The 19,900-nt window shown below is 41.8% G+C and carries 19 protein-coding genes and 1 pseudogene; 16 read left to right on the top strand and 4 right to left on the bottom strand.

Annotated elements, in window-relative coordinates:
* Positions 1–32 precede the first annotated feature (32 nt).
* Positions 33–158 (bottom strand): hypothetical protein, encoded by a 126-nt coding sequence (locus FTT77_RS17345; protein ID WP_257220820.1) that lies wholly within the window; start codon positions 156–158, stop codon positions 33–35.
* Here FTT77_RS17345 and FTT77_RS02665 point away from each other — a divergent pair.
* Positions 157–1,239: a diguanylate cyclase domain-containing protein gene (locus FTT77_RS02665; RefSeq protein ID WP_180025934.1), complete on the top strand. Its 1,083-nt coding sequence runs from the start codon at positions 157–159 to the stop codon at positions 1,237–1,239. The two genes, FTT77_RS17345 and FTT77_RS02665, sit on opposite strands and share 2 nt — an antisense overlap.
* A 181-nt stretch (positions 1,240–1,420) precedes the next feature.
* Entirely contained in the window at positions 1,421–1,834 is a 414-nt protein-coding gene (locus FTT77_RS02670; RefSeq protein WP_168379012.1) for a PH domain-containing protein, read from the top strand.
* 53 nt (positions 1,835–1,887) lie between these two features.
* Here FTT77_RS02670 and FTT77_RS02675 read toward each other — a convergent pair whose 3' ends face one another.
* Positions 1,888–2,934 carry an AAA family ATPase gene (locus FTT77_RS02675; RefSeq protein ID WP_168379013.1) on the bottom strand — a complete coding sequence of 349 codons (1,047 nt, stop codon included), beginning with the start codon at positions 2,932–2,934 and terminating at the stop codon, positions 1,888–1,890.
* 178 nt (positions 2,935–3,112) lie between these two features.
* Between FTT77_RS02675 and uvrC the strand changes: the two genes are divergently transcribed.
* The 3 genes from uvrC (at position 3,113) to pgsA (ending at position 6,535) form a co-directional block, all read left to right on the top strand.
* Positions 3,113–4,912, top strand: coding sequence for an excinuclease ABC subunit UvrC (gene uvrC, locus FTT77_RS02680; RefSeq protein ID WP_180108894.1), 1,800 nt, complete (start codon positions 3,113–3,115; stop codon positions 4,910–4,912).
* 136 nt (positions 4,913–5,048) lie between these two features.
* Complete coding sequence (locus FTT77_RS02685; RefSeq protein ID WP_180108824.1) at positions 5,049–5,843, top strand: thioesterase family protein; 795 nt, start codon at positions 5,049–5,051, stop codon at positions 5,841–5,843.
* A 104-nt stretch (positions 5,844–5,947) separates the two neighbouring features.
* Entirely contained in the window at positions 5,948–6,535 is a 588-nt protein-coding gene (gene pgsA / locus FTT77_RS02690; protein ID WP_078190467.1) for a CDP-diacylglycerol--glycerol-3-phosphate 3-phosphatidyltransferase, read from the top strand.
* A gap of 826 nt (positions 6,536–7,361) precedes the next feature.
* On the opposite strand, the gene FTT77_RS02695 is transcribed toward pgsA, so the two are convergent.
* Complete coding sequence (locus FTT77_RS02695; RefSeq protein WP_180007019.1) at positions 7,362–7,631, bottom strand: oxidative damage protection protein; 270 nt, start codon at positions 7,629–7,631, stop codon at positions 7,362–7,364.
* A gap of 27 nt (positions 7,632–7,658) precedes the next feature.
* Positions 7,659–9,089 (bottom strand): argininosuccinate lyase, encoded by a 1,431-nt coding sequence (gene argH / locus FTT77_RS02700; RefSeq protein ID WP_180007020.1) that lies wholly within the window; start codon positions 9,087–9,089, stop codon positions 7,659–7,661.
* Between argH and FTT77_RS02705 the strand changes: the two are divergent.
* From FTT77_RS02705 to gspD, 11 genes and pseudogenes are all read left to right on the top strand, one after another.
* Positions 9,080–10,233: pseudogene (locus FTT77_RS02705) on the top strand (sensor histidine kinase). The gene argH and the pseudogene FTT77_RS02705 overlap by 10 nt on opposite strands.
* Before the next feature lie 53 nt (positions 10,234–10,286).
* Entirely contained in the window at positions 10,287–11,027 is a 741-nt protein-coding gene (locus FTT77_RS02710) for a LytTR family DNA-binding domain-containing protein (RefSeq protein WP_180108822.1), read from the top strand.
* 95 nt (positions 11,028–11,122) lie between these two features.
* Entirely contained in the window at positions 11,123–12,040 is a 918-nt protein-coding gene (gene hemC / locus FTT77_RS02715) for a hydroxymethylbilane synthase (RefSeq protein ID WP_218954051.1), read from the top strand.
* A 3-nt stretch (positions 12,041–12,043) separates the two neighbouring features.
* A complete protein-coding gene (locus tag FTT77_RS02720; protein ID WP_180002832.1) occupies positions 12,044–12,823 on the top strand; it encodes a uroporphyrinogen-III synthase in 780 nt (259 codons plus the stop codon).
* Positions 12,820–13,662, top strand: coding sequence for a hypothetical protein (locus FTT77_RS02725; protein ID WP_180007023.1), 843 nt, complete (start codon positions 12,820–12,822; stop codon positions 13,660–13,662). The genes FTT77_RS02720 and FTT77_RS02725 overlap by 4 nt, the downstream gene beginning before the upstream one ends.
* Positions 13,663–13,668: 6 nt before the next feature.
* A complete protein-coding gene (locus FTT77_RS02730) occupies positions 13,669–14,862 on the top strand; it encodes a heme biosynthesis protein HemY (protein ID WP_180108821.1) in 1,194 nt (397 codons plus the stop codon).
* A gap of 9 nt (positions 14,863–14,871) precedes the next feature.
* Positions 14,872–15,303 carry a thioesterase family protein gene (locus tag FTT77_RS02735; RefSeq protein WP_180108820.1) on the top strand — a complete coding sequence of 144 codons (432 nt, stop codon included), beginning with the start codon at positions 14,872–14,874 and terminating at the stop codon, positions 15,301–15,303.
* A 142-nt stretch (positions 15,304–15,445) separates the two neighbouring features.
* The gene (locus tag FTT77_RS02740; RefSeq protein ID WP_078190459.1) at positions 15,446–15,772 is read left to right on the top strand and encodes an H-NS family nucleoid-associated regulatory protein; all 327 of its coding nucleotides are present in this window, start codon (positions 15,446–15,448) and stop codon (positions 15,770–15,772) included.
* A gap of 167 nt (positions 15,773–15,939) precedes the next feature.
* Positions 15,940–16,683: a type II secretion system protein N gene (gene gspN, locus FTT77_RS02745; protein ID WP_180078023.1), complete on the top strand. Its 744-nt coding sequence runs from the start codon at positions 15,940–15,942 to the stop codon at positions 16,681–16,683.
* Complete coding sequence (locus tag FTT77_RS02750; RefSeq protein WP_180108819.1) at positions 16,683–17,549, top strand: type II secretion system protein N; 867 nt, start codon at positions 16,683–16,685, stop codon at positions 17,547–17,549. Before gspN ends, FTT77_RS02750 begins: the two co-directional genes overlap by 1 nt.
* Positions 17,550–17,591: 42 nt before the next feature.
* The gene (gene gspD, locus FTT77_RS02755) at positions 17,592–19,823 is read left to right on the top strand and encodes a type II secretion system secretin GspD (protein ID WP_180108818.1); all 2,232 of its coding nucleotides are present in this window, start codon (positions 17,592–17,594) and stop codon (positions 19,821–19,823) included.
* The last annotated feature ends 77 nt before the right edge of the window (positions 19,824–19,900 follow it).

The following is a 19,900-nucleotide window of genomic DNA, read 5'->3' on the forward strand; positions in this document are numbered from 1 at the left end:
AAAACCGTTGAGCTGAAAGAAAAGCGTCATCATCAATGATAGCCAAAACCCAAAGGTGAACGGTTGAAGCTTTGCATGCAGGCATGAAGACCTACTGCATAGAAACCCTGTTTAAACGCCTGAAGGGATTGATTTGGCGGGAAGGGGATCCGATTCATGAAAGCAACCAACCAAACATTGATGCATCAAATGCATATTTCGATGCAAGATATAGAACGACGTAAACAGTTGCTTGGCTTGACTGATTTAGAGCTGGCGGAATTGGCTTCGATTGGTGGGATTGTGGCGCCGATACTCGACAGTATGGTTGATGAATTTTATGAAAATCAGACCTCAATTCCAGAAATTGCCACTTTGATTGGTGATCTTGATACCTTGAAGCGTTTGCAACGCGCGCAGCATCAATATTTATTGGATTTATTTTCCGGGCGCTATGACAGCGCGTATGTGAATAACCGTTTACGGATTGGTTTGGTTCATAAGCGCATTGGTGTAGAGCCGAAGTTGTATCTCTCTGCGGTACATACCCTAAAGACCATGTTGTTTCGCTTAATTCAGCGTACCTTTAATGATACGGAACAATATCAGCGGATTATTAACACGTTGGAAAAGCTCTTTATGTTCGATACTACATTGGTGGTGGAAACCTATGTATGGAGTTTGATTAATGAGGTGAAGATCTCCCGTGAAAAAATGGAACAGTATGCGCATGCGCTAGAGTTTCGTGCACAAGAAATGGAAGAGCTTTCACAGCGCGATCCATTAACAGGACTGTTAAATGTCCGGCATTTATCGACCTTATTGACCAGTATTTTATATACCGCACAGCGTAATCATGAACCTGTGACAGTAGTGTTTATTGATATCAATGATTTTAAAAAGATCAATGATGAACAAGGTCATCCACGTGGAGATCAGGTACTACAAATGGTTGCTGCGGCCATAAAGTCGGTTGCACGTTCGGATGATCATTGCTTCCGTTATGGCGGAGACGAATTTTGTTTGGTCTTGCCCGGATGTAGTGAAAAGCATGTGGAAGGGAGTTTTATCCCGCGTTTATTAGAAGCAGTGGCTGAAATGGAAGCAGGCTTAAGTTTAAGTATTGGGTTGTGTCAAACAGACCATCAGCAAGGCTATGTAGATGCGATGAGCTTAGTACAACAAGCCGATGCTAAAATGTATCAAGAGAAAAAGAATTATAAACGTTTGCAGGAACAACCCATGTCGAAAGAAGCGTGATCTGAGCCTAGAGAATGTCAAAAATGACAATGGATGAATTGCAAAACTTGAGCTAAATGGGTCTTAATCTTCCTGGAAATAATGTGATAAATACGCTTATTTCCTGCAAAAAATAAAGCTGAAATAGCAGATGCATCCTTCAAAATCTTGTATAGAATAAAAGCAGTTGATGGGGGATAAGATGCAAGTTTTTCGTTCAAAAAAAGATTGGTGGGTGGTGGCGTTTATTGTTTGTATGAGCGGTTTACTCATTCAATTATTACTCACCATGCAAGCCAAAGGCACGATGCAGCAATATCCTCTTCATACCGCGGTGTATATTTTAACGGTATTACTGCTGTGGTGGCCAATATTCAATACACGTTATCAAATTTCCGCTACAGAATTAAACATCCGTAGCATGTTTCTACGTTGGCAGATTCCTTTGCAGGATATCCAACGCATCAGTGCAAGTCAGGATTTGTCTGCGGCACCTGCGCTTTCCATTAAACGTTTAAAAATTGAATATCTTCGAGATGGCAAAACCAAATTTGTCATGGTTTCACCGAAAGATCCGCAAGCTTTTGCTAAAGCGATTGGTGTTCCAATCCAATAAATATAAGAATGCTGAATAAAGGTATGTGAGCATGCCTTTTAAAGACCAGTGAATTATTTAATAATAACCAATTGTCCAAGTTGTGCATCTAGGTGTATTTTAGTTTGTTCGGGATGATTCAAAAAATACACCGCCAAAATAGGTTCAAGTTCAACCCGTATTTTTCGTGCTAAATGCCGTGCGCCATACCGAATATCATGATTCTGATAAAAATGTGCTTTGGCTGCATCTGTGAGTTTGATGCTGCGTTTTTGATGCTGTAGGCGTTGATTAAGTTTTTCCAGCTCAATTTCGACCAAACGAGGTAAAGCATCATCTTGAACGGGTTGATATTGTAGTACACGGTCAATACGGTTAATAAATTCAGGGTCGAATTTACGTTGCATAACTTTTTCAATGATGCTGCTGACCGGCACGCGCTTGAGACAAACCTTTTGTATTTTTTCGGGCAAAAAATTTAACTTATCTAGATATTGCTGTGCCGCTTGTGCACCGACATTGCTGGTCATAAAGATCATACAATTACGAAAGTCGATGGTTTTTGTACCTGAGGTTAGGGTTAATTTTCCGCTATCTAGCACATTCATTAAGCCGCGAAGCACTTCGGTTGACGCTTTTTCCAGTTCATCAAAAAGCACGATGCCCGGACGGGTATGACTACCTGCAATGGCAACTTCATCAAATAAACTATGGCCTTCTTTAGAACCGACATAGCCCGGAGGCGCACCAGTAATGGCAGCCGCATAATGTTCCTGTGCGAGCGTGTTCATATCAATACGGCAAAAGGCATCAGGTCGGCCATAAATCACTTCACTGATTAAACGCACAGTTTCGGTTTTACCAACACCTGTCGGTCCAAGCATTAAGGTTACGGAGAGCGGTCGTTCAGGACTGGAAAAATCAGCCTTGACCACATGCAGCATTTTTTCAATTTCGTCTAATGCTGCTTCTTGTCCAATGATCCGTTGCTTTAAGCGTTGCATAACGTCATGCGGTTCAAAATGAAAACGCGGCTTACCCATCAAACGGTTTTTTTCAGCAGTGCTCTGCGTCGAAGTTGTCGGGTGTACGACATGGATGGCGGGATTGGCGTTCGTCATGCATCATGTTCCTAAAGCGGGATGTTTTGAGCATAGCAAATTTAGAATTTTGCATTAATAGCTTTTAGCAATCAGATCATTGCTATGAGCAACAATAAATTTGCGGGATTGCTTGAAAATGCAGGTAAAAGCATCACATCATGTCAAAGAGCAATATCGAAAATGGAACAAGGCAAAAGTGAACGAAAACGCACGCGAACATATTGAAAAAATTCTTGCCAATATGACGACTCTACCCGGTGTTTACCGCATGCTGGGTAAAGACGGTGAGTTGCTGTATGTGGGTAAAGCAAAGAATTTAAAAAATCGTGTGTCGAGTTATTTTGTCAAAACCATTGAGCATCCCAAGACGCAAGCCTTGGTCGCCCGTATTTATGATATTGAAAGTTTGGTGGTGCGTTCTGAAACGGAAGCCTTATTGCTCGAACAAAACCTGATTAAGCTGCATCGTCCACCGTATAACATCATGCTGCGTGATGATAAGTCTTATGTTTATATCTTTATTTCAGCCGATAAACCCTATCCACGAATTGCCGCAGGGCGAGGCAAAGCGAAGCATCAGGCCGGTAAGTTTTTCGGGCCTTATCCGAGTGCTTATAACGCGCGTGACACTTTGGTGGTGCTGCAAAAACTGTTTAATGTGCGTCAGTGTGAAAATAGCTATTTTTCGCAGCGCAAACGACCATGCTTGCAATACCAAATTAAACGCTGTTCCGCGCCTTGTGTGGGTTTGATCTCACCCGAAGATTACAAAGAAGATGTCAATAACTCGATTCGGTTTTTACAAGGCGACACTAAAGAGCTTAATCAAGAGCTGATTGGGAAAATGGAAGCTGCTGCCGAAGCTTTGGAGTTTGAAAAGGCGGTGTTTTATCGTGATCGTATGGCGCTGCTGCGTGATGTGCAAACTCAGCAAGCGATTTATAAAGTCAAAGGTGAGGCTGATATCATTGCCATTGCTTATCAAGCCGGTGTGACCTGTGTGCAAATCATGCATGTGCGCAATGGCAAAATGCTCGGCGGAAAGAGTTATTTCCCTGATATGCAGGGTGATGATCTAGGTCAAATGCTCTCAGATTTTATTGCCAATTTTTACTTTCAGGTGGCAGACGAAATCCCTGCGGAACTCATCATTAATGTCGATATTCCAGATCGCAAAGACATGGAAGATGCGTTGTACCAGCACTTTGAAAAGCGGATTCAAATCAAACATAAAGTGCGTGAAACCCGTGCAGAGTGGCAAGAATTGGCACAGATGAATGTACAACATGCGATTAAAGGTAAATTGGCTGACCATTTTGAATTGAATGAGCGCTTTCATCAGTTAGAGCAAGTCGTTGGGCGGCCGATTGACAGTATTGAGTGTTTTGATATTTCTCATACCATGGGTGAAGCAACCATCGCGTCTTGTGTGGTCTTTGATGCGGGCGGCGCAAGAAAGCGCGACTATCGCCAATTTTCCATCAATGACATTACCGAAGGCGATGACTATGCTGCCATGCGTCAAGCGCTGACCCGTCGCTATAAAAAGCACATGTTGCCCGATTTGTTGTTAATCGACGGGGGTAAAGGTCAATTACACATGGCGATGGAAGTCATGCAGGAGCTCGAGCTCGATGCGTTTATGGTCGGGGTGTCCAAAGGTGAGGGGCGTAAACCGGGTCTGGAAACCTTGCACTTTACCGATGGTGAAAAAATTCAATTGCCCGAAGACCATAAAGCCCTGCATTTGATTCAACAGGTTCGTGATGAAGCCCACCGATTTGCCATTACAAAACATCGAGCGAAAAGAGATAAAAAGCGCGGCTCATCGGTACTTGAGGTGATTCCGGGCTTAGGGCCAAAACGTCGTCGGGATCTTCTGACCCATTTTGGTGGCATTCAAGGGGTGTTAAAAGCTTCTGAAAATGATTTAAAACTGGTTCCTGGCTTAGGCGATGTGATGGCGCGCACCATTTATAAAATCCTGCATGAATAGAACGAACTAAGCCCAATCGATGACGGGTCAATCCTGAATTTGCCAAAATGCTCATTGACGCATGAGTCACTGATCATTCACATCATTTGATTTTTATACAATGATATAAAAATCAAAAATATGATCAGGGATGATGATGTCACTCGCACAGTTGTATCAACATATTGAACACAATGAATGGGTTGAGATTCCAGAAGGATGGTTGCAAGGACGAACGATCTATGGCGGCTTAGTGGCAGGCATGATGATGCACAAAGCCGTTGCTACCATTGCCGATCCGCAGCGACGTTTACTCAGTTGTAATGTGACCTTTGTTGGGCCAGTACAATTGGCGCCCGTGCGTTTAAGTGCGGAAATTTTAAGACAGGGCAAATCCGTCACCACCATCGAAGTTCGAATTTGGCAAGATGATGCCGTACAAAGCATTTTATTGGCGAGCTTTGGTGTTCCACGTGAATCAACTATTGCCGTCAATCAGGAGCGTCAAGCACCCAATTTTCCTGAAGTGAGCAGCTTAAAGATTGCCGAACATCATCCACTTGCACCACAGTGCTTTCAGCAAATGGATTTGGCCTGGGTAGATGGGCAGTATCCGTGTACAGCAAGCAAAAAGCCTGACTTTAGTGGTTGGATGCGTTTTAATCCAGAACGCCATGATAACCGTAAGATGACCGTCGCTGATTTACTGGTCTCGATGGATATGTGGCCGCCCGGCGTGCTGCCTATGTACAAAACCATGGCACCTGCGAGTTCTTTAACGTGGACGTTGACCTATGTGCATCCCTTGCAATCAAGCTTGCATAATTGGTTTAAATATAAAGTATTTACCGACTATGCAGCGGATGGCTACGCCACGGAATATGCTCATTTATGGGATGAAAATAACCAGTTGATAGCGATTGCGCGACAGACTGTTACGGTGTTTGCCTAGTGACACTGAGGGGCATTTCGTATAAAGTGAGTGCAACTAACGATGGATAAATCCTCAAATTATTTTGCATTTTCATCGTGCATGAGGGGAAAACTGGGGTGTCTATGACAACAGGTCGAATCCTGAATATTCCTAATATTTTAACATTGGCACGAATTGCTTTAATTCCTGTGTTTTTGTTGGTGGCGTACTGGCCACCTGCAATGGGCGTGGGTGAGCATGCTGCAAGCATGTCACGTCATATATTGCTGACCGCTATTTTTGTGATCGCAGCTGTCACTGACTGGTTTGATGGCTACCTTGCGAGAAGTTTAAATCAGACTTCAGCATTTGGACGTTTTCTCGATCCTGTAGCAGATAAGCTGATGGTCGCAACTGCGTTGATCGTCTTGGTGCAATGGCAACCGACCATTTCGATGGCCTTTGCAGCGATTGTGATTATTTCACGTGAAATTACAGTGTCTGCGCTACGTGAATGGATGGCTGAATTAGGCGCACGTACCAGTGTTGCGGTTTCAACCGTTGGTAAATATAAAACAGCATTTCAGATGATTGCGATCTCAGTATTTTTGCTGAATTGGCAACCCCTTGAAATGTTGGCGTATGGATTGCTCTATACAGCAGTGGTTTTAACTTTATGGTCGATGTTTATATATTTGAAAGCCGCATGGCCGTATTTAAAACAGCCTTGATGAAAAAGTAAGTTATGAAAAGCTCCGTTATCGGGGCTTTTTTATTGCCTAGCTTTTAGAAAAAATTGAGGGTTTGTCTAGTTTGAACAACGCTTCATTTGAATAGAGCTTGAAGTTAAATGTGAGACGTTAGCGCAAATTTTGGATAAAAAAATTCCCAGATTTTGGGGGAAATCTGGGAAGGAAAATCGGGGTTACTTATCGCTATTATGGAAGATGTTTCCATCTCCTTGATTGCTAGTATAGGAAAGCAGACTTAGAAATACATGGAGTTTCTTGTAGTGTAATGTTGTGTTTTATTGAGAAATGTATCACAAATTTACATTAAGAATTTTTGATACAAATTGGTCGATAACTTTGGTAGGTTTTGTTTGGATTTAAACGATAAAAATCGATATATGTAATGGAAAAAATACAATTAACATTATTTAAATAATAAATTCATTTATTTAAGTTTAAATAAAATTGATCAATGGATAAAAGATATTCCAGCAATGATGAAGATCATTTCCCAATGAAAGCTTACACAGACGTCATCTTTGTTTTGTGAAAATAACAGTGCTTCTAAATTTATAAAAGGAGCCCCTTTGGACTCTTTTATGACATTTGAAACTACGCGCTTCGCTTGTCTTGAATCATTTGTAGAGTAGTAAAAAAGAATCCCCAAACTTGGAGATTCTTTTCAATTAAAGCCCACGCGCAGCATAGCTGCTTGTCTTGCGGCGTGGCGGAGTATAAAAAAAGGAGCCCCTTTGGACTCCTTCATGACATTTGAAACTACGCGCTTCGCTTGTCTTGCGTAAAACTTAAAGCAATGCTTTAAGTTTTACTCAGGCTTTAGGCCTTCGGCTTTTTCTAAAGATTCATCATTGCTGAAGAATTTTTCACGTTGCTCTTCAAGGAACTTTTTCGCGTCAGCTTCAAACACGTTTAAACGTTTTTCATTGATCAACGTGGTTTGGTGTTTTAGCCATTCTTGCCAAGCTTGTTTAGATATCGTATCAAACAATTCTTGTCCCTTTGCACCCGGGAATGGTGCAAAGTCTAAACCTTCCATTTCAGCCTGATATTTACGGCAAAAAACTTGTCGAGACATATCAATACTCCATTTAACTTGAAAAAGTTATGCGTAAAGTTTTTCTAAACGTGCGTGCGCGCGTTCAATTGCTGCTTCAACTTGAGCAGGTGCAGTACCACCAATGTGGTTACGTGCATTGACAGATGCTTCGAGTGTTAAAGCTTTTTTGAAGACATCGGCCTGAATCAAGTCAGAGAACTGTTGAAGTTGCTCAAGGGTTAATTCTGAAAGATCTTTGCCTTCTTGAACACCGAGAGCAACTGCTTTACCCACAATCTCATGTGCATCACGGAATGCCACGCCATTTTTAACTAGGTAGTCGGCAAGGTCAGTTGCAGTTGAGAAGCCACGCAGCGCTGCTTCACGCATGATGTCAATGTTTGGCACTAGTGCAGGGATCATGTCGGCAAATGCCATGAGTGAGCCACGAACAGTATCGATTGCATCGAATAGTGGTTCTTTATCTTCTTGGTTGTCTTTGTTGTATGCCAATGGTTGACCTTTCATCAGGGTCAATAGGCTCATCAAGTCACCATATACACGGCCAGTTTTACCACGGATCAACTCAGGAACGTCTGGGTTTTTCTTTTGCGGCATGATTGAAGAGCCAGTGCAGAAACGGTCAGGAATGTTCACAAATTTGAACTGAGCCGATGTCCAAAGAATCATTTCTTCTGACATACGTGATAAATGCATCATGATGAGTGATGCTGCAGCATTGAATTCAATACCAAAATCACGGTCAGATACAGCGTCTAAAGAGTTTTCAGCTACAGCTTCGAAACCTAGTAGTTCTGCAGTGAATGCACGGTCGATTGGGTAGGTTGTTCCAGCAAGTGCAGCAGAACCTAAAGGCATACGGTTGGTCCGTTTACGGCAGTCAATTAAACGCTCTGAGTCACGTACTAACATTTCAAACCATGCCATTAAATGGTGACCAAAAGTCACTGGCTGTGCAGTTTGTAAATGCGTGAAGCCCGGCATGATGGTATTGGTATTTTTCGCCGCTAAGCCTAGGATGCCTTTTTGTAATTTTTTCAATAATTCTAAAATCGCATCGATTTCGTCGCGAACATACAGACGGATATCGGTTGCAACTTGGTCATTACGACTACGACCGGTGTGTAGTTTTTTACCTGTAATACCGATACGTTGAGTCAAGCGTGACTCAATATTCATGTGCACATCTTCTAGGTCAATGCGCCATTCGAAGTTACCCGCTTCAATTTCTGCTTTAATAGTGTTTAAGCCATTAATAATATCGTCACGCTCTTGTTCAGTTAGAACGCCAACTTTTGCAAGCATGGTTGCATGTGCAATTGAACCTGCAATATCTTGTTTATAAAAGCGTTGGTCAAACTGTACAGATGCTGTAAATTCAGCAACAAAAGCGTCAGTAGCTTCGGAAAAACGACCGCCCCACATGCCTGAAGTTTGGGCTTGTGACGGATTTGAGGAATTAGAAGATGTGGTCATGTCGGCTCAATAAGATAAAAAGCATAGAACTGAACAAGAGTATAGCAAATTCGAACCCAGTTGCCGAAGGGCAAGTTGATCAAACTTTTAGACAAGGTTTGGGCCTATGACAATTTCTGTATTTTCAAGAAAAATGGGCCGTTGGCATTATTTGTGGGAGCTTTTTCTTGCGGGCAATATTGTGGCGTTGGTCTTGGCTTTGGCACAAGCTCAATCGTGGCAAGCCTTAAGTGTTTACAGTGTCATGCAGCATGTGTTGTTTATTAACTGGATATTATTGGCATTTGCAGCATTTTCAGAGCTTTTGCAGAGCAAGACGCGTGGTTTAAGCATGAAAATGCTCATGTTTAGCGGGTTTGTTTTATTGCAAGCTTTGGTGTTATTCACCATCTTAATTTTAAATGTTTTGATCTATTTGGGTGAAAATTTCAGTTTAGCTGGTTTGAGTGCAGATGTTTTAACTGCTGGTGTGGTTTTAAATCTGAGCTATGGGGTATTACTTGGGGCATTTTGTTTTCGATATTTATATTTAAGAGAACAGTGGGGTCGACAACATCATAGTGAATTAAACTCACGCATTCAGGCTATGCAAGCTCGGATTCATCCACATTTTTTATTTAATAGCTTAAACAATGTGATTAGCTTGATTGCGATTGACCCAGATAAAGCGGAGCAAATGCTACTGAATTTATCTCGATTGTTCCGTGCAAGTTTTCAAGAATTGAAGTTGGTAAGTCTCAAAGATGAGATCGATCTGTGTCAGCGTTATTTGGCTATTGAACAAATGCGTTTAGGTGATCGGCTTAAGGTGGAGTGGAAACTAGAAGGTATTGAACAATACGCTCAAGTACAAATTCCACTATTAACTTTACAACCTTTATTAGAAAATAGTATTTTTCATGGAGTTGAAAAGATTTTGACAAAGAGTACGATAAATATATTGATTGAAATATTACAAAATCAAATTAATATCGTTATTACAAATCCCTATACACAGGATACAATTAAATTACGTCAGGGGAATGGTATTGCCATCGAAAACGTGAAACAGAGACTTGAGGCATATTATGGTCAGCATGTCACTTTTCAAACCTACGCAGGCGAGGGAATGTATACGACTGTGGTGCAATATCAATATAAATAGAAATCTCAGTTGACCAATAAAAATAAATGACGTTAACGAGATAAGGAGGAGAAATGGACATCCTAATCTGTGATGATGAGCCTCTAGCAGTAGAGCGATTGTCACGTTTGGTCACTCAACTTGGACATCAAGTGGTTGCGAAAGCTTCACATGGTCAACAAGCGATTGACTTGGCTCAAAGCCTCGAGCCTGATGTCATCTTACTAGATATACAAATGCCTGAAATGGATGGGTTGACTTGCGCGAAATTGTTGCGTGAATTAGACCCCATGCCCGCTATTATTTTTTGCACTGCATATGATCATCATGCACTTGATGCATTTAAATCGAATGCAGAGGGATATTTACTAAAACCGGTTATGCAACAGGAATTGCAGCAGGTTTTAGATCATTTAACTAAATTAACCCAAGCTCAATTGAGCACGATAAAACAAAAAGAAAATATGGACGAAATTAAAATCAGCCGCCATCAAATCGCGGCAAAGACCTATCGTGGTGTAGAGTTGGTACCTGTGGAAAATATTTACTATTTTCTTGCAGATCAGAAATATGTCACTGTTCGGCACAAAAATGGCAGCGTACTCATTGATGAAACGTTGAAGGATTTAGAGCATGAATTTGGTGATCGCTTTATACGTATTCATCGAAATGCCTTGGTGTCTGTGAGCTTTTTAGAAGGTTTAGAAGTCGTAAGCTCGGGGCAGTATCAGGTGCGTTGTCGAGATTTAGAAGAGCGTTTGGCGGTCAGCCGTCGACATTTACCGAATTTACGTGAGCGAATACAAAAATTATAGGGCAAGTGTCAAAGCACATTGCGAATTAAGCTTGCATTTTCAACTGAGCAAGTTAAGTTTAGAATAATAGCCCTATAGACTGTATTTTAAAATTTATGAATATCCTTAAGATCGCAACTCGACAAAGCCCGCTTGCACTTTGGCAGGCGGAACATATTCGTGCACGCTTAGAAGCACTTCATGCAAATTTGAAAGTTGAGTTGGTGACCTTTGTGACCCAAGGTGACAAGATTCTAGATACCCCTTTAGCCAAAATTGGGGGGAAAGGATTATTTGTAAAAGAATTAGAAGCGGCGTTGTTGGATGGTCGTGCAGACTTGGCAGTTCATTCGATGAAAGATGTGCCAATGGCTTTGCCTGAAGGTTTAAGCTTGGCCGTGATTTGTGAGCGTGAAGACCCATTAGATGCTTTCGTTTCAAATACTTATAACAGTTTTGATGATTTACCCCAGGGTGCGAAGGTTGGAACGTCGAGCTTGCGCCGCAAATGCCAAATTTTAAAACAACGTCCAGACCTTGAAATTATTGATCTGCGTGGCAATGTGGGTACGCGTTTATCTAAACTCGATGCGGGTAACTATGATGCGATTATTTTGGCGAGTGCAGGGCTGAAGCGTTTGGGCTTAGCAGAGCGTATTCGTCATACTCTTGAGCCTGTTGTGAGTTTACCTGCAGTTGGACAAGGTGCATTGGGCCTAGAATGTCGTAGCCAAGATCAAGCTGTATTGGATTTAATTTTGCCCTTAATGCATGCAGAGTCCAATTCTTGTGTACGTGCAGAACGTGCTTTTAATGCATATCTAGAAGGTGGCTGCCAAGTACCGATTGCAGGTTATGCAACCTTAGAAAATGGTCAGATTCATTTGGAAGGTCGAGTCGGTAGTGTTGACGGTCAAACCTTGTTGAAAGCACAGCAAGTAGGTCTTCCCGAACAGGCTGAACAGCTCGGTGTCAAATTGGCCCAAGACTTGTTAGCCCAAGGTGCCGGTGAAATTTTAAAGGCACTGTATTAATACATGCTTTTTATCAATACACGTCCGACAGATCGTGCAGCGCAGCTTAGCTTGACGCTGCGCTCTGCGGGTGTTGCTGTGGCTGAGCTTCCATTACTTGAGCTCAAGCCGCGGGCATGGTCAGAAGCATTGGCAGCGTGCTACGCCCAGTTGAGTGCTGCGGATGTATTGGTTGTGGTGAGCCCCTCTGCGGTCACCTTTGGTATACAAGGTCTGCGTAAGGCAGGCATTTCACTTGAACAGCTCGAACATACTCAATGGATTGCAGTCGGTGACGCAACCGCAGCAAAGCTGGCTGATTATGGCATTCACAGTGTTGTGCCGCAGGTGGAAACCTCAGAGGGAATGCTCACCTTAAGCCATTTAGAACAATTAGAGGCCGGGGCTTGTGTAGCGTTTTGGCGCGGTGAAGGTGGTCGTCAATTTATGATGCAGCAGTTGCTAGCACGTGGCATTCAGATTCTCAATTTTGTGCTATACGAACGGCATCTACCGGAAGAGACCACTCAAAAAGTAAAAACACTCATTTCTGAACATCAGTTGTCATCTCCGTATTGTATGTTGATCACCAGTGAGGCCAGTTGGCTCAATTGGCTTGACTTGATTCAGTCGCATTTATCAGTGCTGAGTCATGCACATTTTTTAGTTTTAGGTGTAAGGTTGTTCGAGCTACTTGAGCAAAGTCGTATAACACTGAACAAAGATTTTAAAATTATTCAACTCGAAGATTTAAACGCGACACACATATTGCAGCATGTGCAAGTCGTGCAGGGAAATACATGAAGAAGTTGTTTGTCGTTGTGGTCATTGTCGCCGTACTTTGGTTGGCTAAACTCAGTTTTGACTTGTTTCAGGTCAATGCTCAACAAACCGAACTGATGCAACAACAAACTTTATTGCAACAGCGCAATGCAGGTTTGAATGATCAGGTCGTGGCTTTGAAACGCCAGTTGAATGGCACAACGACCGAGATGTCGGCTGCAACGACATCGAATGCTTCGATTGCTGCTGAGGCGACCCATAGTATTGAGCCAATGATGGTTGTGGGCCAGCAACTTGATTTGGTTGAATTTGCCATGCAGCAACAACAATTTGCTGTCGCTTTGGAAAAATTAAACCAATTAGACCAACAATTAGATCAGTTGAGCTTGGCACCTGCACTGCGCATGAGTTTGCATCAGGTGATTCAAAAAGACCGTGAAACCTTAAAGCAATATGTGACAGAGCGTCAGTTGCAGTCTGATAAAGTGAAAAATACCCTGCAATCGATCGATCAATTGTTAGAAAAAGAAATATTAAAGCCCTATAGTTCAAAAGAGCAGCAAAAAGGTCTTTCTTTTTGGCAAAAATGGATTCAAGTCGAATCAGTCGAACAACCGAGTCCCGTATTAATGCAGCGTAGCTTGGTATTAAAAGAAATGCAGTTACGTTTAATTTTGGCTCAGCAGGTTTTAAATCAAGGACAATATCCTCAATTTCAACAAGAAATCACTGAAATTATGCAAATTATGCAGCAATTGCCAGATGCTTCATTAAAACCGATACGCCAACGTCTAGAACAATTAAAGGACATTCCGGTTATTTCTGTACCGCTATTAAATACTCGGGCACTCATAGGATAATCGACTATGAAACATATTTTATTGGCCTATTTATTTATTAGCTTATTGGTTGTTGCCATTATTAGTTTGCTGAGTTTTGGACATGGTGCAGGCTATGTCTATTTATACTGGCGTGAATGGCAAGTTCAATCCAATATTTGGTTTTTAGCATTATTGCTGGCACTACTGAGTTTGTTCGTGCAAATGCTTTGGTATACGGTTAAACGCTATTTAAGTCGAGAGCAGCGTAAATCTGAAACAGTCTTTAGTTTTAATAAACTGCATCCCTATGAACAATTGGCTGTCATTTGGCTTTTAAATGCTGCGCAAGATCAAAAAAACTTTATTCAGCAAGCTTTTACTGAGTCTGGATTATTAAAAGGGGTGATTGATGCGCGTTTATGTTGGATTCAGCAACAATATGAAACAGCATTAAATGCATTAACTCAGACCAACCCAATGGCTTTTGAACTCGCAGAATTGCAACGGATTGAAATTTATTTATCCCAACAAGAGGGTGAAAAGGCTTTAACCCATCTTGAATTTTTGAATCAACATGAATTATCGCCATGGTTGCAAAAAGTCAGCACTGCCTATGAGCAGCGTTTAACCACGCTATGGGGCATGTTTGCGTTGCAGTTTCCTTGGTTGTATTTGCGTTCGACACGTTATGGACATTTAGATGAGCTGACAAAACAAGCTTGGTTGGAGCAATTATTATCTGCATTTGATCAAGCTGATGTCGATGACTTACAGCATTTAAAGCAGCGTTATTTGGATTTGCAAGATCAAATAACAGAGCGTAAATATGCGGTCAAAGTGCTTTGGTTAAAAGTCTTGTCTCGTGTGCCAGAGATGAGTCAGGAACATGAGCAATTGGCTATTCATTTACTGGAACAGCAATTTAACAAAGAAGTGTTCTTTTTGTGGTTCCAGCAAAAAATGCTGAAGCAAAACCCTGACTATGTGGCTGTAGAACAGCAGATTCAACGTTGGGAAGAAAAGTATCCTGCGCTGCCTGTTTTTAGTTTTGCAAAATGGAATATTTACCAAGCGACAGCACGTCAAGCTGAAGCAGATGCATTGTTAGAATTATATCCAAATGATGTATTAATGAGTTATTTACGCATCAAGTCAGCCTTAAATCAGCAGGATGACTTGATCAAACAATTAAATTTAATATTTGAAAATAATGCTAATTTTATGGAAATTCGAATATAAGGACATTATATGCAAGAAGATTTAGCTCAATATTCATTGGTTCATACTCAACACGTCGCTTGGGGGGATATGGATGCTTTTGGGCATGTAAATAACGTGAATTATTATCGTTATATGGAAAGTGCGCGGATTGGTTATTTAGACCAGTTGGATATATTTAATCAGTCTGTGGTTACGGTTGTTGCTTCAAGCCAGTGTAAATATTTAAGCCCAGTGGTTTATCCTGATATTTTAAAAGTGGCAACGCGCGTTGAAGAATTAAGGAATAGTGCATTTCGTATGAGTTATATATTATGGAGTGAAAAGCAACAAAAAATCGTTGCAACAGGCGATGCAGTTATTGTGTGCGTGGATAAAACTACCCTACAAAAAACTTCAATTCCAGAAAGTATAAAGACCCAAATAAAAGCTTTAGAGATTTCAGTGGGAAATAATATTTAAATACAATTTAACTTTATATATTTTAAGGAGTCGTGTTAAAATATTGTAGTAAAATGAAAATTATTTATTGAATAAAAATTTTATTATAATATTATGAGCGAGTTTTCATAAGCATTATTAAAATGAAATTTCGGAGTTAAAGATTATGCCTGATATTAGTAATTTATCAGTTGAAGAGTTAAAGAAGCTTCAAGTAGAAGCTGAAGCACTGATTGCATCTAAAAAAGATCAAGCGATTGAAGATGCGTACAACCGTATTGTTGAAATTGCAGAAAATTTAGATTTAAGCGTTGAACAAATCCTTGAATTTGGTTCAAGCAAACGTAAAAAATCAACTCGTAAAGCTGTTGAGCCACGTTACCGTAGCAAAACTAATGCAGATGACACTTGGACTGGTCGTGGTAAACAACCGCGTTGGTTAGTGGCTGAGCTAGAAAAAGGCGCGAAACTAGAAGACTTCTTAATTTAAGAATAATTCATGAAATCGTCATATCCTGAGTTCAGGATAATTAAACCAGGCAAATGCCTGGTTTTTTTATCTCTTTGAATTGGCTATGCAGAAAAAGTATGCATAATGTGTCTATAAAGAAAAATGTTTAAATGATGGAAAAAAATTGATGGATCGGTTGTGGTGGGATGATCAATAAAACTAATAATATTCGGTGGCTCATTTTTGCTGCGATCAGTTTTTTAATTTTCGTTATGCTGCAAGTGCCAGCAGCGTGGCTCATTACAAAGTTTTATAAAAATAACCAAATGCTACATAACGTCAGTGGCAATATTTGGCATGGGCAAGCAGATTGGACACGAGGAAATTTGAAAGGCTCGTTAAACTGGAACACACGCCCGTGGGATTTGATTTTATTACGCTTGGGTGCAAATGTTGAAATTCATAGTGGCAATACCAAACTGCAAGGTGTGATGGGGTATGGTTTTGGCAAAAGTATTAGCATCAAAAACTTAGAGGGTCAAATTGCTCCTGAAACCTTAAAAAGTTTTGCCGATTGGCAATGGCCAACGAATGCCATTCAATTAAAAGATGTGCAGTTTAAATATAAGCCACAACAGGGATTTAGTCAGTCATCAGGTGAGATGCAGTGGGCAGGCGGGGATTTATCCTTTAGCTTTGCACAGCGTCAAGAGTCAATGAATGTGCCTGCCATGTTGGCCCAATTAAAAGATGATAATGGCAAATTGTCGATTGATGTTCGAGATCAACGCGAACAAAAGATGATGAATTTATCACTTGAGCCAGACCTCATGTTGGATGTGCAATTAACCCAGCGCTTTTTGATGAATGTTGCTTCCTATGAAGGTAAGGCAGGATTAGATACGTATGTGATTAGTTCGCGTCAACCTCTATTGAGTGGGGTGAACTGATGGCTGACTATTTCGAAAAAATCCGCGAGATCAATTGGAAGCAAACAGATCGACTTGCACCTGTGGTCTTGGCTTTAATAATTTTGTACCTGTGCTGGAAGTTAGCCGCTTTATTTTGGTTATTGATTGCACCGCCACAAGCCATGCAGTTAGACCGAGTTGAATTGGGTTCACAGCAAACGCAAGTTCCTAATATTAGCTCTTTTGCCTTGTTTCAGGAAAACCGCAGTTCAGCAGCTGACGCGCAGTTAAATATGGTGTTACAAGGTGTGGTGGTTGGACAGCCAAGTCGCCACTCGTCGGCAGTGATTAAGGTCAATGAGAGTTCAGATCGCTACTTGGTTGGAGAAACCATTCAAGGTTCATCATACAAACTGGCTGAAGTGTACTGGGATAAGGTGATTTTAACGCAGGGCAATGGTGCACGGCGTGAATTAGCGTTCCAAGGCATTGAAAACGGATTAGATCAACCGATTGTCCCTACAGCCAATGCAACATCAGGCGGATCTTTGCAGAATAACAGCATGCAAAATGCAGCTAATCCTGCAAATTCAGGGCAAGGCACGACGCAGTCCGCGATTGGTCAGGCCGTACAACGCATGACAGAAAATCGTGAGCAATATCTGCAGGAAATGGGGGTGAATCCATCAGGTAATGGTGGGTTTGAGATTTCAAATCGAACACCTGCTGCCTTGAGAAATAAATTGGGTTTGCAACCGGGTGACCGCATCATGTCTTTAAATGGGCAGGCAGTCGGTGCAGGACAATCTGAGGCGCAATTATTAGAACAAGCCCGCCGTGAAGGGCAGGTAAAACTTGAAGTCAAACGTGGTGATCAAGTGATGACCATACAACAGGATTTTTAGTGATGTTTCATCACTTTATAGGGTTAGGAAACACAGGCGTATATGGCTTTATTTAATATTAACCGTTCAACTTTAGCTGCCTATGCCATGGTGCCCTTGGTTGCTATGGTCAGCACAGCAAGTTATGCACAAACATGGAAAATCAATTTACGTGATGCAGATCTTACGGCATTCATTAATGAAGTCGCAGATATCACGGGGAAAAATTTTGCAGTTGACCCACGGGTACGAGGAAATGTAACGGTTATTTCCAATAAGCCTTTAAATAAAAATGAAGTCTATGACCTGTTTCTCGGTGTATTGAATGTCAATGGCGTGGTGGCGATTCCATCGGGCAACACCATTAAACTGGTTCCAGACAGTAATGTAAAAAGCTCGGGCATTCCTTATGATGCGCGCCACCGTGCGTCTGGAGACCAAATTGTCACCCGAGTAATTTGGCTTGATAACACCAATGCCAACGACTTAATTCCAGCCCTACGTCCACTGATGCCGCAATTTGCACATTTGTCAGCAGTGGCGGGGACCAATGCGCTGATCGTCTCAGACCGTGCTAGTAATATTTACCAGCTCGAAACGATTATTCGTAATTTAGATGGAACGGGTCAAAATGATATCGAAGCCGTGACGCTGCAATCGAGTCAGGCCGAAGAAATGATTGGGCTGTTAGAGTCGATGAGTTCGACCGGCGCATCAAAAGACCCGAAAGGTTCACGAATTCGTATTATTGCGGACAATCGAACCAATCGTATTATCATTAAAGGTGATACAGCGACACGTAAGCGTATTCGTAAGATTATTGAGACCTTAGATGTGCCTGCTGCAGATCGATTGGGTGGATTGAAAGTTTTTCGTCTAAAGTATGCAAGTGCCAAAAACTTGTCAGAAATCTTACAAGGCTTGGTCACAGGGCAGGCCGTTTCGAGTACAAATTCATCGAATAGCTCAAATAGCAGCACGATGAACAGTTTAATGAATGATAGTAACAGTTCGAATTCACAGTCATTCAGTTCACAAAATAACACCAGTTCAGGTATTAACCTCAACAGTAATAACTCTTCCAATAATACGCAAAACGGTATCTCAAGCTTTAATGCCAATGGCGTGAGTATTATTGCTGATGCCACACAAAATGCACTGATTGTGAAAGCAGATCCGCAACTCATGCGTGAAATTGAATCTGCGATTCAGCAGCTCGATATTCGTCGTCAGCAAGTGCTGATCGAAGCGGCGATTATTGAAGTTGAAGGCACGGATACCGATCAGCTCGGTGTGCAATGGGCGTTGGGAGATATCAGTAGTGGTATCGGCTTAATTAACTTTGATAACTTTGGTTCTAGTTTAAAAAATATTGCCGCAGGTTATTTAACTGGTGGTGCTGCGGGTGCGGGTAGCGCGGTGAGTGCGGGTACTTCTTTAGTTCTTGGTGATTATCGTGAAGGCAGTGATGGTTCGCGCAAACTCTATGGTGCGATGATTCAGGCCTTAAAAGAAAAGACCAAATCCAATTTATTATCTACACCGTCGATAGTGACGATGGACAACGAAGAAGCCTATATTGTGGTGGGTGAAAACGTTCCATTTGTGACAGGTTCGGTCACCACCAATGGTGGTACAGCCAATCCGTATACATCGATTGAGCGTAAAGATGTCGGTGTTACTTTGAAAGTTGTGCCGCATATTGGTGATGGCGGCTCGGTGCGTTTAGAGGTCGAGCAAGAAGTTTCTGATGTAAAAGACAATAAAGGTCAAGCGTCGGATTTAGTTACGACTAAGCGTGCGATTAAAACCTCGATCTTGGCAGAGCATGGTCAAACGATTGTGTTGGGTGGTTTGATCTCGGACAATACATTGCATGGGCGTCAATCCGTTCCGGGGCTCGGGGCTATTCCTGTACTGGGCAAACTTTTTAGCTCGGAAGGAAAATCCAACAGTAAACGCAATTTGCTGATCTTTATTCATCCGACCATTGTTGGAAATTCTGCTGATGTGAAGAAAATGTCTCAGCAACGTTACAGTCAGCTCTATAGTCTGCAACTGGCACTGGATAATGACGGTAATTTTGCGAAATTACCTGAAAATGTGGACGATGTGTATCAGCAGCGCATACCTGTTTCAAAAGGTACAGCACCAGCCCCTGTGTATAAGACGGTACCGACAGCACCACAAACCACACAGCCAGCGGCAGTGGTCTCCACGCCAGTCGCCATTGAACCTGCAGTGAAGCGCCAAACCATAACCGTACCGAATGGCAAAGTGGCGGAAACTCCTTAGGTTAGACAGTAGGGTGGTTTAGCTTTGAAACCACTGCATGCTATGATGAAAAAAACGAGCAATAGAGAATTAACTTC

Origin of the sequence: Acinetobacter sp. YH01010 (genome assembly GCF_013420775.1) — a bacterium.
Classification (GTDB): Bacteria; Pseudomonadota; Gammaproteobacteria; order Pseudomonadales; family Moraxellaceae; genus Acinetobacter; species Acinetobacter amyesii.

Coding starts and splice junctions, on each gene's coding strand:
- FTT77_RS02665 (WP_180025934.1), top strand. CDS start 157: ATGAAAGCAACCAACCAAACATTGATGCATCAAATGCATATTTCGATG.
- FTT77_RS17345 (WP_257220820.1), bottom strand. CDS start 158: ATGAATCGGATCCCCTTCCCGCCAAATCAATCCCTTCAGGCGTTTAAA.
- FTT77_RS02670 (WP_168379012.1), top strand. CDS start 1,421: ATGCAAGTTTTTCGTTCAAAAAAAGATTGGTGGGTGGTGGCGTTTATT.
- FTT77_RS02675 (WP_168379013.1), bottom strand. CDS start 2,934: ATGACGAACGCCAATCCCGCCATCCATGTCGTACACCCGACAACTTCG.
- FTT77_RS02685 (WP_180108824.1), top strand. CDS start 5,049: ATGTCACTCGCACAGTTGTATCAACATATTGAACACAATGAATGGGTT.
- pgsA (WP_078190467.1), top strand. CDS start 5,948: ATGACAACAGGTCGAATCCTGAATATTCCTAATATTTTAACATTGGCA.
- FTT77_RS02695 (WP_180007019.1), bottom strand. CDS start 7,631: ATGTCTCGACAAGTTTTTTGCCGTAAATATCAGGCTGAAATGGAAGGT.
- argH (WP_180007020.1), bottom strand. CDS start 9,089: ATGACCACATCTTCTAATTCCTCAAATCCGTCACAAGCCCAAACTTCA.
- FTT77_RS02710 (WP_180108822.1), top strand. CDS start 10,287: ATGGACATCCTAATCTGTGATGATGAGCCTCTAGCAGTAGAGCGATTG.
- hemC (WP_218954051.1), top strand. CDS start 11,123: ATGAATATCCTTAAGATCGCAACTCGACAAAGCCCGCTTGCACTTTGG.
- FTT77_RS02720 (WP_180002832.1), top strand. CDS start 12,044: ATGCTTTTTATCAATACACGTCCGACAGATCGTGCAGCGCAGCTTAGC.
- FTT77_RS02725 (WP_180007023.1), top strand. CDS start 12,820: ATGAAGAAGTTGTTTGTCGTTGTGGTCATTGTCGCCGTACTTTGGTTG.
- FTT77_RS02730 (WP_180108821.1), top strand. CDS start 13,669: ATGAAACATATTTTATTGGCCTATTTATTTATTAGCTTATTGGTTGTT.
- FTT77_RS02735 (WP_180108820.1), top strand. CDS start 14,872: ATGCAAGAAGATTTAGCTCAATATTCATTGGTTCATACTCAACACGTC.
- gspN (WP_180078023.1), top strand. CDS start 15,940: ATGATCAATAAAACTAATAATATTCGGTGGCTCATTTTTGCTGCGATC.
- FTT77_RS02750 (WP_180108819.1), top strand. CDS start 16,683: ATGGCTGACTATTTCGAAAAAATCCGCGAGATCAATTGGAAGCAAACA.
- gspD (WP_180108818.1), top strand. CDS start 17,592: ATGGCTTTATTTAATATTAACCGTTCAACTTTAGCTGCCTATGCCATG.